14 protein-coding genes are annotated in these 14,906 nt (G+C 34.9%); 7 read left to right on the top strand and 7 right to left on the bottom strand.

Annotated features, from left to right (window positions below):
• Window positions 1–473: 473 nt before the first annotated feature.
• From ACH2CJ_RS13335 to ACH2CJ_RS13315, 5 genes are all read left to right on the top strand, one after another.
• The gene (locus ACH2CJ_RS13335; protein WP_394993361.1) at window positions 474–1,571 is read left to right on the top strand and encodes an SUMF1/EgtB/PvdO family nonheme iron enzyme; all 1,098 of its coding nucleotides are present in this window, start codon (window positions 474–476) and stop codon (window positions 1,569–1,571) included.
• A gap of 170 nt (window positions 1,572–1,741) precedes the next feature.
• Window positions 1,742–2,554: a gliding motility protein GldL gene (gene gldL, locus ACH2CJ_RS13330; protein WP_394993359.1), complete on the top strand. Its 813-nt coding sequence runs from the start codon at window positions 1,742–1,744 to the stop codon at window positions 2,552–2,554.
• Between the two features lie 122 nt (window positions 2,555–2,676).
• Window positions 2,677–4,269, top strand: a complete 1,593-nt coding sequence (gene gldM / locus ACH2CJ_RS13325) for a gliding motility protein GldM (RefSeq protein ID WP_394993357.1) — start codon at window positions 2,677–2,679, stop codon at window positions 4,267–4,269.
• A 23-nt stretch (window positions 4,270–4,292) separates the two neighbouring features.
• Window positions 4,293–5,186, top strand: coding sequence for a gliding motility protein GldN (gldN, locus tag ACH2CJ_RS13320; RefSeq protein WP_394993356.1), 894 nt, complete (start codon window positions 4,293–4,295; stop codon window positions 5,184–5,186).
• Window positions 5,187–5,609: 423 nt separating this feature from the next.
• On the top strand, window positions 5,610–5,969 hold the full coding sequence (locus tag ACH2CJ_RS13315) for a hypothetical protein (RefSeq protein WP_394993355.1): 360 nt from the start codon (window positions 5,610–5,612) through the stop codon (window positions 5,967–5,969).
• A gap of 122 nt (window positions 5,970–6,091) precedes the next feature.
• Here ACH2CJ_RS13315 and glyA read toward each other — a convergent pair whose 3' ends face one another.
• The 7 genes from glyA to ACH2CJ_RS13280 all read right to left on the bottom strand — a co-directional run bounded on the left by glyA (window position 6,092) and on the right by ACH2CJ_RS13280 (window position 12,170).
• Window positions 6,092–7,384, bottom strand: a complete 1,293-nt coding sequence (glyA, locus tag ACH2CJ_RS13310; RefSeq protein ID WP_394993353.1) for a serine hydroxymethyltransferase — start codon at window positions 7,382–7,384, stop codon at window positions 6,092–6,094.
• Between the two features lie 238 nt (window positions 7,385–7,622).
• Complete coding sequence (locus ACH2CJ_RS13305) at window positions 7,623–8,909, bottom strand: hypothetical protein (protein ID WP_394993352.1); 1,287 nt, start codon at window positions 8,907–8,909, stop codon at window positions 7,623–7,625.
• Between the two features lie 201 nt (window positions 8,910–9,110).
• Window positions 9,111–9,611, bottom strand: coding sequence for a hypothetical protein (locus ACH2CJ_RS13300; RefSeq protein WP_394993350.1), 501 nt, complete (start codon window positions 9,609–9,611; stop codon window positions 9,111–9,113).
• A 1-nt stretch (window position 9,612) separates the two neighbouring features.
• On the bottom strand, window positions 9,613–9,879 hold the full coding sequence (gene purS / locus ACH2CJ_RS13295) for a phosphoribosylformylglycinamidine synthase subunit PurS (protein ID WP_394993349.1): 267 nt from the start codon (window positions 9,877–9,879) through the stop codon (window positions 9,613–9,615).
• A 71-nt stretch (window positions 9,880–9,950) separates the two neighbouring features.
• The gene (locus ACH2CJ_RS13290; RefSeq protein ID WP_394993348.1) at window positions 9,951–10,697 is read right to left on the bottom strand and encodes a CDP-alcohol phosphatidyltransferase family protein; all 747 of its coding nucleotides are present in this window, start codon (window positions 10,695–10,697) and stop codon (window positions 9,951–9,953) included.
• A 49-nt stretch (window positions 10,698–10,746) separates the two neighbouring features.
• Window positions 10,747–11,385 carry an MBL fold metallo-hydrolase gene (locus ACH2CJ_RS13285; RefSeq protein ID WP_394993346.1) on the bottom strand — a complete coding sequence of 213 codons (639 nt, stop codon included), beginning with the start codon at window positions 11,383–11,385 and terminating at the stop codon, window positions 10,747–10,749.
• A 95-nt stretch (window positions 11,386–11,480) separates the two neighbouring features.
• Window positions 11,481–12,170 carry an SAM-dependent methyltransferase gene (locus ACH2CJ_RS13280; RefSeq protein ID WP_394993345.1) on the bottom strand — a complete coding sequence of 230 codons (690 nt, stop codon included), beginning with the start codon at window positions 12,168–12,170 and terminating at the stop codon, window positions 11,481–11,483.
• A 78-nt stretch (window positions 12,171–12,248) separates the two neighbouring features.
• Between ACH2CJ_RS13280 and selD the strand changes: the two genes are divergently transcribed.
• Together selD and ACH2CJ_RS13270 are read left to right on the top strand one after the other, a co-directional pair.
• Window positions 12,249–13,280, top strand: a complete 1,032-nt coding sequence (gene selD / locus ACH2CJ_RS13275; RefSeq protein WP_394993343.1) for a selenide, water dikinase SelD — start codon at window positions 12,249–12,251, stop codon at window positions 13,278–13,280.
• 381 nt (window positions 13,281–13,661) lie between these two features.
• Window positions 13,662–14,801, top strand: a complete 1,140-nt coding sequence (locus tag ACH2CJ_RS13270) for a TlpA family protein disulfide reductase (protein WP_394993341.1) — start codon at window positions 13,662–13,664, stop codon at window positions 14,799–14,801.
• Window positions 14,802–14,906 lie beyond the last annotated feature (105 nt).

Raw genomic sequence — 14,906 nt, 5'->3', positions numbered from 1 at the left:
CCCCACTCTGTCTTTTTTTGCTAAAAATTAAAATAATACAATTTGAGTCAAGTTATCTTAAAATAATTATACTTTAAACCCGTAATTCGCATAAATTACAAATTTTTATTGTGAATTATTCAAAAATAGCCAATTTCAACTCAAATAATCGTAAATGCTGCTTTATTATATATCATTTGGCACAGTTTGTGTCGTTCAAATAAAAATAAGTATTTAGTTTACCAAATTATATGCAATTTGCAGGAACCAAATCTTTTCTGTGAAATTTTATAAGATTAAGAAGCTGAAGTTTGGAAATGATATTATTACACTTATTTTGGCTTAATAATTGCTGTATCCATGTTAGTGTTATCAGAAAAACTTAATTTTTTTCATAACTTTGTGGGCTAATGCAATATTAATTTCCTTAGTCTCGTTTCTATAATAACGAATTTAGTACCCAAAAAAAACAGATAACCAACTTGTTTTCAGCTATGAACAAGAATATTTTAAAGACCTTTTTAAAAAGTCTCTTAGTGATTGCCCCAGTCCTGATGATGCAAAGTTGCGGTTCTTCAAGTAAGAATCCTTTGGGCAAAATTTTTGGCGGAAAGAAAAGCAGCAAAGGTGGCGGCAAAGAAGTCGGTATGGACGGAGTCCGTGACGGTGAAATCATTGCGACCTCTCGTAAAGGCTATAAACAAACCGCTCCCTATGGAATGGTGCTGATTCCGTCAGGCTCATTGATGATGGGTCAAGCTGATGAAGATGTAATGTCGGCTCGAATCTCTATGAACAAACGAGTAACCATCGTGCCGTTTTATATGGATGACACCGAAGTTACTAACCATGAGTATCGTCAGTTTGTAAATTCAATGACAACAGACTCGGTTTCAGTGCTTGGAGAAGAGTTTATCATGTCCACACTTTATCCCGACACGGCAGTTTGGAGCAAAGACTTTACTTATCATAATGGAGACCAGATGACAGAATATTATTTCTCATCACCAGCTTTTGATATGTATCCTGTAGTGGGTGTAAGTTGGGATGCTGCTGTTTATTTCTGCAAATGGCGAACAAAACTTTTCAATGATTATCGTTCACAACATACTATGTTTAAATCTCCACGTTATCGTTTGCCTTCTGAGGCAGAGTGGGAGTGGGCAGCACGTGGTGGTAAAGAAGGTGCGAAATATCCTTGGGGAAATCCTTACGTTGCCAACGGGAAAGGTTGTTTCTTAGCAAACTTTAAACCATATCGTGGTAATTATCGTGCTGATGGATATCCTTATACAGCTCCATCAAATGCTTTTAATCCAAATGATTATGGTTTGTTTAATATGGCAGGAAACGTAGCAGAATGGTGTCAAGATGCTTATGCAGAATCGTACATGCCAGTAACATGGGATTTGAACCCCGTATACAACGACGAAAATGAACCTCGCAAGATTATTAAAGGTGGTTCGTGGAAAGATGTAGCCTACTTCCTTGAAACAGGTACTCGAACTTATGAATTCCGTAACGAACGTCGTTCATACATTGGCTTTCGTTGTGTAATGGATCGTTTGGGTAGTGTTCCAGGTAGAGAATAATAATATTAAATTGCGAAGTATTGATTTGGAGTATTCAATAGAATTCCTCCTTCGTACTTCGCATTTCTTATGTCCAAAATATTGATGTTGAAAAAATTCAGCAGCAAAACCAAGATTAACTAAATAAATTCCCTTAAAATTAAAGCATAATTCTTAACTTTTTTAAACACATGGCAGCAAATAACAACGGCACAAGTTTATTCTGGGACAAAATCATTCCGTTTTTTTATGGTGCAGGAGCATCAGTAGTAATTCTAGGAGCATTATCTAAAATTCAGCACTACGAAGGTTTTGGTTGGATGTTACCAGTTGGTTTGGGTGTAGAGGCAGGAATCTTCTTGATTTATGCATTTCAATCATTCCTGCGTCCAAGTGCAGAATATCAGTGGGAAAAAGTATATCCAGAATTATCGGATGATTTTCAAGGTGAACTTCCTAAAAGAAGCGTTTCTACGCAAGGTGCAGGTTTAACTGCTAAAATGGATGATATGCTTGCCAATGCCAAAATTACTCCTGATATTTTTGATGGATTAAAAACAGGAATTTTGAGCCTTACGGGACAAGTTTCTAAAATGACAGACTTAACCGATGCAACAGTAGCTACAAGCGATTATGCAAAAAATGTAAAAACAGCTTCGGGTCAAGTTGTGGCAATGAATACTGCTTATGGTACAGCCGTTACAGCAATGACTAGCATGGCAGATGCCACCAAGGATGCTCAAGAATATCGTTCACAGTTTAGCAAAATCACCCAAAATATGGGAGCGTTGAATGCTGTTTATGAATTGGAGTTGCAAGATACCAATAAGCATTTGAAAGCAATGAATGCATTCTATGGCAATTTGACTAATGCAATGCAAGATATGTCGGAGGCTTCAAAAGAAACTCAACAATTCAAGGCTGAAATGTCGAAATTGACTAATAACCTTACCTCATTGAACAACGTTTACGGAAGTATGTTGTCTGCAATGAAAGGTAATTGAGTTCTGAGCGATCGTCGCTCGGTGCTGAGTTCTGAATTCTGAGTGTTTTGTCATTCTAATCAATTCAAAACTAAATTTTTAATTAAAAAAAATATTTACTAACTGTATAATATATAGGATATATGGCAGGTGGAAAAGAGTCGCCACGTCAGAAGATGATCAATATGATGTATCTCGTTCTGACGGCAATGTTAGCACTTCAAGTAAGTAATGCCCTTTTGCAAAAGTTTCAACTATTAAATAATAGTTTGGAAAGAGCAAATGGTGCAGCTAATGGAAATAATGAAAAATCGGTTGGTGCAATTAAGAAAGAAATAGAAAAACCTGGTGGAGCTCAATATGCACAGGTACTTCAAAATGCTGTTGAAGTAAGAAAAATTACTGGCGAAATAGATAATTACATCAGTAGTTTGAAACAAGAAATTATCAATGCTGGTGGCGGACTTGATGCTGAAACTGGAGGCGTAAAAAACCCAGCGGAAGAAGAAAAAGTAGCTATCTTGATGGTTGGCTCTGCTAAAAATGGTAAAGGCTATGCTTTGAAGCAAAAATTAAACGATTTTGCTGTTCAATTACAAAAATTTGCTGCTCCAAACACTAAATTTCCAGAATTAGCTATTGATGCGTCAAAAGACCCAGCATTGGCAAAAACTGATGGTATTACGAGAAACAAAGACTTTTCGGAATTATATTTCGCCCAAACTCCAGTGCCAGCAGCATTGGCAGTTTTGAGTCAAAAGCAATCGGAAGTTCGTCGGATTGAAGGAGAAGTATTAGAATATTTGGCAAGCCAAGTGGGTATCAAAGAAATTAAGTTTGATGAAATCTTTGCTGTTGTAATTCCTGATTCCCGCTCGGTAGTAGCAGGACAGAAATATCGTGCAGAAGTAGCGATTGGAGCTTATTCAAAATCTATTACGCCACGAATCAGCATCAACGGTTCGGCTTTACCAGTAAAAGATGGCAAAGGAACTTACGAAATTACTGCTTCGGGTGGTGATTTTGATAAAAATGGGCAATTGCAGCGTTCTTACAAAGCAATTGTTGCATATCCTTCTCCTGATGGTAGCATGAAATCGGTTGAAAAAGAAGAAACATATACTGTTTTGAAGCCTTCTGTACAAATCGAAACAGCTTCGATGCCAGCTTTGTACTTCAAATGTGCTAACCGTTTGGTAACGTATTCACCGGGGTTGGGTGCTTTGTATAGTCCTTCATTTAGTGGCACAGGTGCTGAGTTTATTCCAGGAGGAAGCGGAAAAGTAACGATTGTACCAAATGCTGCAAAAGCATCAATGAATGTTGTTAATTCTGGAATTACTTTACAAACATTTAACTTCCCTGTTCGTCGTGTACCTAAGCCAACTATCAAAATGTTTGGTAATGGCTCTCCAATTGACGAAAGGAGAGGAGCTTCTGCCACAGGTTTAAGAACACTACGGGCTGGTGCAATAGCCGATGAGTCGTTTAAAGCAACCAATCCAGAAGATGCACAGTTCCGTGTAGCTGAGTTTGAAGTAAACTTGGCTCGTGGTTCAAGAAAAGTAGGAGGAGGTAGTTATGGTACAGATGCAAATATTTCAAACCTTGCACAACAAGCACAAGCGGGCGACCGTTATGTAATTATAATAAAAAGAGTAGAACGTAAGAATTTTAAGGGAGAAGTAGAATCAGTTGATGTAGGTGATTTGATTTTTACAATTCCGTTGAATTAATACTTTAAATAATTGTCAGAATTATGAAGAAATTACAAGGCTTGGCTTTTGGTATCTCATTGATTATCAGCCAGTTTGCAGTAGCTCAGGAAAAATCAAATAACTATTTGAATCCATTATCGCTTCGCCCGATACATGAAGAAAATGTTATGTTTAAAACCACTTTGTGGCGAAGAATTGACTTAAAAGAAAAGCAAAATCAACCACTTTTTGCCAAAGGAGCCGAAATTACGAAGCATTTGATTGATGCTGTAAAAGCAGGTTTGATCGTAGCTTATTCGAATGATTCTTTGACGCAACAATTGACTTTAGACCAGTTCAATGAGCGTCTTTTAATGAAATTGGAAGGTGGTGGATTATCTGAAGAAGAAAAAGCTGCTGGTTTTTCGAGTGGTGGAGATGATGGTTGGGGTGGTGATAGTGGCGGTGCAAAACCTGCTGCTGGAGCAACTACTGCACCTGCTGCCGCACCGACTGCTACTGAAACAATGGCTTCTGATGGTGTAGAGATTTTTGCTTCGCAATTGACTACTTTAGAATTGAAAGAAGATTGGGTTTTTGATAAACAGCGTTCACGTCAATATTTTGATATTTTGACTATGACATTGATTATTCCTGCTGACCAAACTACGGTAGGTTTCGACCGCCCGATTGCTACTTTTAAGTATAAAGAATTGGAGCGTTATTTCCGTAGTAATCCAAAATGTATTTGGTACAATGCCGCAAACGTAGCACAGCATAAAAACTTGGCAGATGCTTTTGAATTACGTTTGTTTCACGGAAAAATTATTAAAAAATCGAATGCTTTAGATAAATTCTTAGATGATATTTACAAGTCACCACGTGAGGGTATGTTGAAATCTGAGCAATTGGAACATGAATTGATGGAATTTGAACATAATTTATGGGAATATTAAGATAATGATAAATTTGAATGAGTGTAAAGCTCAATTCAAATTTCATTAAAAAAGAGAGGTCGAAAGGCTTCTCTTTTTTTGTTTTTAATACCCAATAAGTCCGAAAATCTTCTCAAAATTGGAAATAGCCAATGACTTAATTTCATACATTAAAAATGGCAGTTCACTCCATAATTAACACTCTTTAACTTTTTTTAACTGAAAATATATTTCAGAAAGTGCAACTTTGTATCATCTTTTTGCATCTTATTAACAAAGCTATTTATTTTAACCGTTTATAATAATTAATTACCATTTATCCATAAAGTTAAAAATAAATAGTACTATGTATTGCATAATACTAAAGAAAACATATATCTTTGTATTGTCAGTCAAAAAAGTGATTAACACAAGCAAAACAAGTGGTTCGCCGCTCACAACATTATGAAAAAGCTATTATTACTTCTTACAATTACAGTTTTTAGTTTAAACTCAATGGCGATGGGTTTCCCACAAAACACATATAGTCAGCAACGTGCCTTGAGCAAAATCTCAAAAAAGGTTCAAATGAAAACCCCACTACAAAAAATAGAAGTTGGTATTAAAAACACCTTAGAGAAATTTAAGAATGATGAAGAAGGAACACAACAATCGTTTGTTGAAATGGTAGTGAACTATATAGTTCATTTTTTTGCAGAAAAAGTATTTGAACAAAAAACGGTAAGCATCAAATGTTTTGATAAGCACGAGTTAGATTGTGTAGCTATAAAGAAAGATTTTGAGTATTATTGCTTAGTAGGATAAGAAGGTAGTCGGAAACGGCGAAATTTTATATATTTTATACGGTTTAGTTAGGGTTTAGACAAAAGGCGTGGTTCATTGAACCACGCCTTTCTTATTTTTAATATTCTTAGATTATCGACTAATTACAATTGAAACAAAGGATATTGTTTCATCCAAGTATTGATTTCTGCCTTCACATTGGCAATGGTTGTTGCATTGTTATGGTTCATCAAAACGTCGTCAATCAAATCTACAATTCTGACCATATCTCCTTCAATCAGACCACGAGTAGTCATAGCTGAAGTTCCTACACGCATGCCTGAAGTTGTCATGGCAGATTTATCGTCAAACGGAACCATGTTTTTGTTGACCGTAATATCAGCTAAAATCAATGAGTTTTCAGCAATTTTTCCAGTTAGGTTTTTGGGACGTAAATCAATCAACATTAAGTGATTGTCTGTTCCGCCAGAAATAACTTTATAACCACGATTCATGAATTCTTGTGCCATTACTTTGGCATTTTTCTGAACTTGAACCTGATAATTATAGAAACCTTCGGTCAGAGCCTCACCAAAAGAAATCGCTTTTGCTGCAATGATATGTTCTAATGGCCCACCTTGTGTTCCTGGGAAAACACCAGAATCTAACAATGAAGACATCATTCTAATTTCACCTTTTTGAGTAGTGATTCCAAATGGATTCGGGAAATCATTGCGTAACATAATTACGCCACCCCGTGTTCCACGAAGTGTTTTGTGCGTAGTTGTGGTTACGATATGGCAGTGGTCAAAAGGGTCGTTTAAAAGTCCTTTTGCAACCATACCTGCTGGGTGAGAAATATCGGCTAAAAGTAATGCCCCAACAGAGTCAGCAATTTGACGAAGACGAACATAATCCCAATCACGAGAGTAGGCAGATGCACCACAAATAATCAATTTTGGACGCTCTTTGTGAGCAATTTCTTCTACTTTATTCCAGTCGATTAAGCCTGTTTCTTGCTCAACACCATAAAAAAATGGTTGGAAGTATTTTCCTGAAATATTTACTGGCGAACCATGCGAAAGATGTCCACCATGCGAAAGATTGAAGCCTAAAATTTTGTCACCTGGTTGTAGGCAAGCCAAAAATACCGCCATGTTTGCTTGAGCTCCAGAGTGTGGCTGAACGTTTGCCCAACTAAGATTGAACAAAGTTTTTAAGCGGTCAATGGCTATTTGCTCAACTTGGTCAACAACTTCACAACCGCCGTAGTAGCGTTTGCCAGGAAGACCTTCGGCGTATTTATTTGTCAAAACACTACCTGCGGCTTCCATCACCTGTGGCGATACGAAGTTTTCAGAGGCTATCAATTCGATGCCGTGCAATTGGCGATTGTTTTCTTTCGTGATTAAATCAAAGATTTGAGTGTCACGAATGATGGAAGTTTCTACAGACATTTTTTTATCAGTTATCAGTAAACAGTTATCAGTGTTTTACTTAGCTGTTTACTTTATCAATTAGAAATAAAACATAAAATTAACTGATAATTAGTAGAAGATGAATTTTTAGCAGAATAATATTTGGTAGGCTTAGAATGATTGGATGTTTTCTTGATAAAATGATATTTTTTAGTCTACAGTCGACTGTAACAGACCGTGGTTAAAATCTGTGGATGGTTATTAGTCGTCTTTTGACTTATCTTATTGATATACTTTCTTTTAACATTTTTTCAAGAACCTCGCAGCTTGAAATATACGATAGTTCTTTCTGATAACTTCCGCCATTAATGATAAAAGGGGTAGGGTTTTCCTTGAAAAATGCCTTTTTGTACGCATCTGCCAGTTTTTCTAAGCCAATATCGGTACGTTTTTCATTGATTTCGGCTTCGCTGTAATCAGTGAATTTTTCTTTTTTCCAGAATTTTTTAGCTGCTATTCCTTCACTATTTTTGCAAACAAGATTTGTTTCTAATTGCAATTGTAGTATTTGAACTTTACCCATTGAGTAATAACTCAACTTATTTTCAAAGTTTTTAATATTTGTATTGAACCTTACAGAGTTAACTCTATTGATTTGATGTGGAATTAATTTTCCATCTCTAATTGCTTGAATCAAAATGGGTGAAATATCCTTTCCATAGGTAAATGGCGAACTACCTAAAATGTTGATAGTGAGGTTTTTATCAAACAGAGAGATATTGAAATCTCGCTCGTAGAGAAGGGCGTTTCTGTACACTTTTGTCGGTCGTACATCAAAACCCGATAGCCCAATAATACTTTCGTCAGGAAAACCATTCATTTCAATCAAATCAAGGGTTTTCTGAAAAGCTATTTTTGCATTTGCTGAATATTTAGTATCGTTTATTTTACGAAGACTATCTTGCTGATTTTTGAGTTTTTCGGGCAAATTTCCGTAAAAAAACAAGCTATCTGCCAAAATTACCTGCGTAAACACCTCTTTTGTTCCCGTAACTGTCAAAGTCTCTTTCTTGTAATTTTCTTGAAAATGTTTTCTGAGTTCTGGTGTGAGTGGAGTGTAGGGTACTTTTGTAACGAGAGCATAATAGTTTTTCAAACTATCTCGAATCTCCCAATTAATATTGGGTTTTACCAACCTCATTTGTTTTTCAAAATCATTCCAACGCTTGCAAGTATCGGCAACGTAATGAAAAAAAATATCTTTTCGTAAACTATCAGATGGATAACCTTTTTCGATAATTTTCTCTAAATAATCGAAAGTTAATGACAATTTGCCTATCATTGCCGCACAAATGGCAGCATTGTAATAATCTTTAGCAAAAGGTTTTTTGACATTCGCGAATGCCTCTTTATAAAAATCAAGGGCTTCGTAGTAATTGGTATCAACAATGGCAAGTTCGGCTTCGTTGATGATAGGGTGATAAATGCGTGTAAAATCACCTTGTGCCAAACTCTCCGCCCTCCAGAAGCATGATATGATAAGAATGGAGATTAGTTTTTTCATAATTTATGTGGGGCGAAAATCTTGTTTGCCCTTAGTAAAGTAGTCATAATTAATCAAATAAAGTTGTTTTCATTATACCTTTTTTTTACTAATCTTCAAAAAAGCGAACGACTTATGAAAGTAGTTCTACTAAAGTAAAAATAGAAAAACCTGCCTAAAATGAGCAGGTTTTAAGGAACATTAACAAAGTCTTAACAAGTGCTATGTAAGAAATTTCAGATTGACGGCATAAAGTCCAGTAAAGATAGCTGCTGCAATAAATGACATAATGCCAACTGACCATCCGATTTGACCTCCAAAAATAATAATCGGAGCTAAAATACCAACAATATTTCCTGCGATATAGACCCAAAAACCATTTTTACGAAGTCCCCACATCCAAATTGCACCTAAAATTAATAAAAGACTTGAAATTAGGCTCATTCCCCCCGAAATAACGAGGTTTCGTTCTTCAAAAAGTTTGGCAGCTTCAATTTGAGATTCTTCTATTTTTTCAAGGTCTGCCTGCGACATATATTTCGAGAGCATATCCGTCATCATTTCGTTAGTTTGGTCTTTGTTTGCCATTACTTTTTCGGGTGTAAAAGTATTAGGAATCGCTCCATAAAATTTATAGGCATTCCAAACCAAGGTAAGAATACATAGAACTGTCAGAAATGTCGGGCGAACCGAATTTTGATTTTCGTCGAATGGGTTTTGCATTTTATATAGCTTTTACTTCAAAAATATATTCTTCCATAATTAGGTTGGCAAGTAATTTTTTGCAGGCATCTTCTACCATACTTTCGGCAGCGGCTTTGTTGGGGGCTTCGATTGTCATGTTGATGTGTTTGCCAATTCGACAATCAATAACTGACGAGTCGTCGTCTGCTTGAATATTAAGGTTTTTTAAACCTAACATTACTGCTTTTCCTTGTGGGTCAAGGATTTCCTTAATAGGCATTACGTCAATTGATGCGAGAAATTTCATTTTTTAAGATATGAGATATGAGATATGGGATATGAGATTTTACTAAGAAAGGCTAATAAATTTTATAAAACTTATTTTTTCTGAACAATAAAATTACTCATAATCGACATAATGATATATAAAAAAATTATAAGCGGAATGGCAACGAATTGCAATACCGCCAGCAAAATTACGGAAAGAATTAGAAATATGTACTTGATTTTGTTATCTGTCCAAGAAAAACTTTTAAACTTTAGTGCAAACAAGGATATTTCGGAGATTAATAGGTAACTCATTACGATTGTGTAAACTACTAAAACGCTTGAATTCAGAATTAGAAATGAAAATTCAGGATTGAATTTTATTATAAGTGGAAATGCGGCTACCACAAAAGCATTGGCTGGAGTAGGCACTCCTATAAATGATTCAGACTGACGAGTATCAATATTGAATTTTGCTAAACGTAAACAAGAAAATAGTGCTAAAATAAAGGCAATATAAGCCAAAAGTGGAAGATGAGATTGTGATAATAAATGTGATGGTATTAAATCTAACAAAATACTATGTTGAGAAATAGAAAGTTGAATAAGTTTTGCAATTATAAATGAAGGCAAAATGCCAAAAGTTACCATATCAGCAAGCGAATCGAGTTGTTTGCCAATTTCGGAATGTTGTTTGAGCAAACGGGCAACAAAACCATCTAAAAAGTCAAGAATTCCTGCAAGAAATATTAGATGGGAGGCGAGAAGTAAATTTCCTTCAAAAACAAAAACAATACCTAAGCACCCACAAAGGAGGTTTCCGAGCGTCATTAGGTTGGGGATAGTAAATAATTTCATAGAGTATTGTCTTGTTAAAATCCTATCTTTAGGTGAAGGTAAGAGAAGTTTATTGAAGAAAAGGATTTGTCTTTCGTTCGTAGCCAATAGTCGTTGGATCTCCGTGCCCTGAATAGACTTTATACTCATCGTCAAGCGTAAGAAACTGGGTTTGAATGCTATCAATTAATGTTTCATGGCTACAAAATGGAAAATCGGTTCTGCCCACACTTCCTCTGAAAAGTACATCGCCACCAATAACAAATTTTTGGGCGTGATTCAGGAATGCTAAATGCCCGGGAGCATGACCTGGTACAAAACGAATTTCAAGTTCGGAATTTCCGAAAAATATTTTATCGTTTTCATCAATAAATTCGTCAGCTTCTACTGGTTCGTATCCTTTTATTCCCCAAAGCATACAACGTTTTTCGACATCGGCTAAAATCGGAATTTCGTTTTTGTGCATAAGCATTTTTACGCCGTATTTGCGTTTCACAAAAGCACTGCCAAAAACATGGTCGAGGTGGGCGTGCGTTTGCAGCAAGTGCTTAACTACCAGTTTATTATCTAAGATAAAATCGGCCAATTCTTCTTTTTCATATTGAGCCAAACATCCAGGGTCTATAATGAGAGCTTCGTGAGTTTCGTCCCACAAAATATAAGTATTTTCAGCAATGGGTGAGAATGTAAAGGAATGTATGTTTATCATTTTTGTTAATCAACTGTCGATGCACGACAATCAACATATTATAAGTTGTTGCTTATTTTTTCTATCGACTGTCGTTTGTGGACTGCCGATTCATTTTACAAAAGTAAGAAAATAGTAGGCTTTTTGTGTAAATCAGGTATAGATTTACGCCATTCTTTGATGGGTAAGGTTTTAATAAATTCATCTTCGTCTGTAACATTACAAGCAATGCAAAGCAAAGTTTCCGAATTTAGACTTTGTAGTATATCTTCCAATAGCTGATTATTTCGGAAAGGAGTTTCCATAAAAATTTGCGTTTGGTTTTTTTTCTTTGCTGTCTGTTCTAAATTTTGTAATGACTTTATTTTCAGTGGTTTATCTATTGGAAGATAGCCATGAAAAGTAAAGCTTTGCCCATTGAAACCTGATGCCATCAATGCCATTAATATCGAACTTGGCCCAACTAATGGAACGACCTTATGCCCTAGCTGATGAGCAAAACCCACCGCCACTGCTCCTGGGTCTGCAATGCCTGGGCAGCCAGCTTCACTGATAATTCCTGCATTGGTTTTAAGTTTTTTAAGTTGTGAGAGCGTTTGGTCGTGTGGCGTATCTTTGTTTAGCTCATAAAATGTAATATCATCAATTACTTTATTAAGTTTTAGACTACTAATAAATCGTCGAGCGGTACGGAGTTCTTCCACAAAAAATACATTCAATTGGCTTACTACTGATTTTATTTGTGGTGGTAAAACAATTTCTTGAGTATCGGGTGCAAGAATGGTTGGTATTAGAAAAAGAGTCATAATTAAGTGCAACGATTTTTTAAATCATCTTACAATATTATGTAATTTTGTGTCGGTTTACAAAATCATTATCAGTATATGTCAGAAATAAAGCTTACACAGTTTAGTCATGGGTCGGGGTGTGGATGTAAGATTTCACCAAAAGTTTTAGACCAAATTCTTCATACAAATGTGCCACAAGGTGTTTTTTCGAGCCTATTAGTAGGAAATAAAGACAATGATGATGCCGCTGTTTTTGATTTAGGCAATGGTGAAGCCATCATCAGCACAACAGATTTTTTTATGCCAATTGTTGATGATGCTTTCGATTTTGGAAGAATAGCCTCAACCAATGCTCTCAGCGATATTTATGCAATGGGTGGCGAGCCAATGATGGCAATTGCAATTTTAGGCTGGCCTGTTGATACGATTCCTGCTGAAATTGCACAACAAGTTTTAAACGGTAGCCGTGCGACGTGTGCCGAAGCTAATATTCCGTTGGCTGGAGGACATAGCATTGATAGTCCAGAACCATTTTTTGGTTTAGCAGTTACTGGAAAAGTTAAAATTGAGCATCTAAAACAAAATTCTACAGCTACCGAAGGTTGTTTGTTATACCTCACAAAACCACTTGGAGTGGGGCTTTTAGCAACGGCTCAAAAAATGGGTATCTCAAATCCTGAATATTTGCAAGTGGCTATAAATCAGATGGTTAGGTTGAATAAAGTTGGAGCAGATTTAGGTAAAATGTCTGAAGTAAAAGCTATGACCGATGTTACTGGTTTTGGACTTTTGGGGCATTTAATAGAAATGTGTGAAGGAAGCGGGCTAAGTGCCGAAATTGAATATGAAAAAGTGCCAAAAATGCCCGAAGCGAACGATTACCTTTATCCCTTTTGTGCTCCAAAAGGCTGTAATACTAACTGGGAAAGTTATGGTCATAAAGTTTCAACAATTACTGATACACAAAGAATTTTATTAGCTGACCCACAAACAAGTGGTGGACTTTTGATAGCTGTCGAACCAGCGGGGAAAGAGATATTAGAGGCTATTTTAAGTAAAAACAATATTGTTGCCGAACCTTTTGGGGAAATAGTTTTGAAGACCGATAAGGTAATTTTGGTAAAATAAAAAACAACCATAAAGTTGCTTTTTGTCCCCGTTATTTGTTGTTAGGCTAACGGGGACAAAATTATAAATATTTGTTTTCGAAAACGACCATTAGTCCGCATTTGCAAAATGATGGACTTAAAGAACTGTTGGTTTGCAACCAACCAAACCAACCATAAAACCCATTGGTTTATCGTTCATGGTTGGAAAGTCGTATTGCAAATGCTCTATCTCTACAAGTCCGGCATCACAGATGCTGACTAAGGGGTGTCATTGGTTCTGTCATTGATACATTGCTAAAAAGGCAACTGGAGGTACTTCCATACCTAAATCTAATTATTAAAAATCAACCTGTGTGGTAACATTATTTCTTATCAAGAATATTCTGAAAATAACATTTCAATGAAAAAAGTATTAACAATATTATATTTAATAATTTCTTTTGATATTAATGCTCAAAAAAAATTTAATGTGAATATCATTTTTCCAGAAAATATAAATATTAATAATACAATTATTGCTTATGAAAATGGAAGAGAAAACCGATTTATTATAACTTCACCGGTTTTTCATGATAATCAAACAGTATTGGAGGGTGAGTTTTTTTCCATTGCAGCTACAATAAAGATTTGCTATCAAAATGAAAAATTAAAATGTAATAGATATTGGGTTACTGATAAACCTGCTACTTTGGATTTTACAAAAAAATCAAATACCGACATTAAAAAAACATTATTTGAACATGAAAGATTAACAAATATCTATAATCTTAATGATAAAGGTGAAAAATTATATAAAAACTTCATAGATATAGAAAATAGAGATTTAGATTCTTTTTATGAAAAATCTAAATTAGATATGGGAGTAAATGACTCATTAAAAATACTTTTTAATGAAAAACAAAAAGAACTTAATGAAAAAAAAATAAAATTTATACTTAAATATAAGAAATTATATTACTCATTTTGGCTTTTTAGAAGAGAAATCGTTTATATTGATTATAATATCCCCAAACTGGCAAAAATTTATAATTCATTCCCAAAAAAATTTCGGCAATCTTTCGAAGGAAAAGAAATTGAAAAAAAGTTAGTGGGAAGACTCTTAAAAAAAGGGAGTATCGCTCCTATTTTCGAATCAATGGATATTAATCATGATACCATATCTTTAAAAAAAATTAATAGTAAATTTATTTTACTTGTTTTTTGGGCTTCTTGGTGCAAGCCTTGTATTCAAGAGATACCGATTATTAAGTCAATTAGAGAACGGTTTACTCAAAATCAGATTGAAATTATTTCTATTTCTATGGATACTGACTCGGAAAAATATTTAAGTATTATTAAAAAGTATGAAATGAAATGGATACACATTTTTGGAAATCCCGAAATATCAAATATTTATGGTATGATAAGTATTCCAACAATATTTCTCATAGATAATACTGGTAAAATAATTTATTCTATCGAGGAAGAATCTGATTTAGATAACAAGTTACCTATATTAAATAAAATATTATATAAACAACTTTTGGATGTATCTTTTTAGAGTATGTTTTAAAACCGTACACAAATAATAATACTTGGAGAAATTAGACGAGTAAAAGACAAACTCGCCTAATTTTGTAAAAATATATAATTATAATATGTACAA

The organism is Emticicia sp., from assembly GCF_043780375.1.
Classification (GTDB): domain Bacteria; phylum Bacteroidota; class Bacteroidia; order Cytophagales; family Spirosomataceae; genus Emticicia.
The sequence above is the reverse complement of the archived record's forward strand: the minus strand, read 5'-3'. Positions and strand labels throughout refer to the sequence as shown.

What these genes read in the sequence shown, in the direction of transcription:
- gldM (WP_394993357.1), top strand. Translation starts at nt 2,677, where the DNA reads ATGGCAGGTGGAAAAGAGTCGCCACGTCAGAAGATGATCAATATGATG.
- ACH2CJ_RS13280 (WP_394993345.1), bottom strand. Translation starts at nt 12,170, where the DNA reads ATGACTCTTTTTCTAATACCAACCATTCTTGCACCCGATACTCAAGAA.
- ACH2CJ_RS13270 (WP_394993341.1), top strand. Translation starts at nt 13,662, where the DNA reads ATGAAAAAAGTATTAACAATATTATATTTAATAATTTCTTTTGATATT.
- ACH2CJ_RS13290 (WP_394993348.1), bottom strand. Translation starts at nt 10,697, where the DNA reads ATGAAATTATTTACTATCCCCAACCTAATGACGCTCGGAAACCTCCTT.
- ACH2CJ_RS13300 (WP_394993350.1), bottom strand. Translation starts at nt 9,611, where the DNA reads ATGCAAAACCCATTCGACGAAAATCAAAATTCGGTTCGCCCGACATTT.
- purS (WP_394993349.1), bottom strand. Translation starts at nt 9,879, where the DNA reads ATGAAATTTCTCGCATCAATTGACGTAATGCCTATTAAGGAAATCCTT.
- ACH2CJ_RS13335 (WP_394993361.1), top strand. Translation starts at nt 474, where the DNA reads ATGAACAAGAATATTTTAAAGACCTTTTTAAAAAGTCTCTTAGTGATT.
- ACH2CJ_RS13315 (WP_394993355.1), top strand. Translation starts at nt 5,610, where the DNA reads ATGAAAAAGCTATTATTACTTCTTACAATTACAGTTTTTAGTTTAAAC.
- gldL (WP_394993359.1), top strand. Translation starts at nt 1,742, where the DNA reads ATGGCAGCAAATAACAACGGCACAAGTTTATTCTGGGACAAAATCATT.
- selD (WP_394993343.1), top strand. Translation starts at nt 12,249, where the DNA reads ATGTCAGAAATAAAGCTTACACAGTTTAGTCATGGGTCGGGGTGTGGA.
- ACH2CJ_RS13285 (WP_394993346.1), bottom strand. Translation starts at nt 11,385, where the DNA reads ATGATAAACATACATTCCTTTACATTCTCACCCATTGCTGAAAATACT.
- gldN (WP_394993356.1), top strand. Translation starts at nt 4,293, where the DNA reads ATGAAGAAATTACAAGGCTTGGCTTTTGGTATCTCATTGATTATCAGC.
- glyA (WP_394993353.1), bottom strand. Translation starts at nt 7,384, where the DNA reads ATGTCTGTAGAAACTTCCATCATTCGTGACACTCAAATCTTTGATTTA.
- ACH2CJ_RS13305 (WP_394993352.1), bottom strand. Translation starts at nt 8,909, where the DNA reads ATGAAAAAACTAATCTCCATTCTTATCATATCATGCTTCTGGAGGGCG.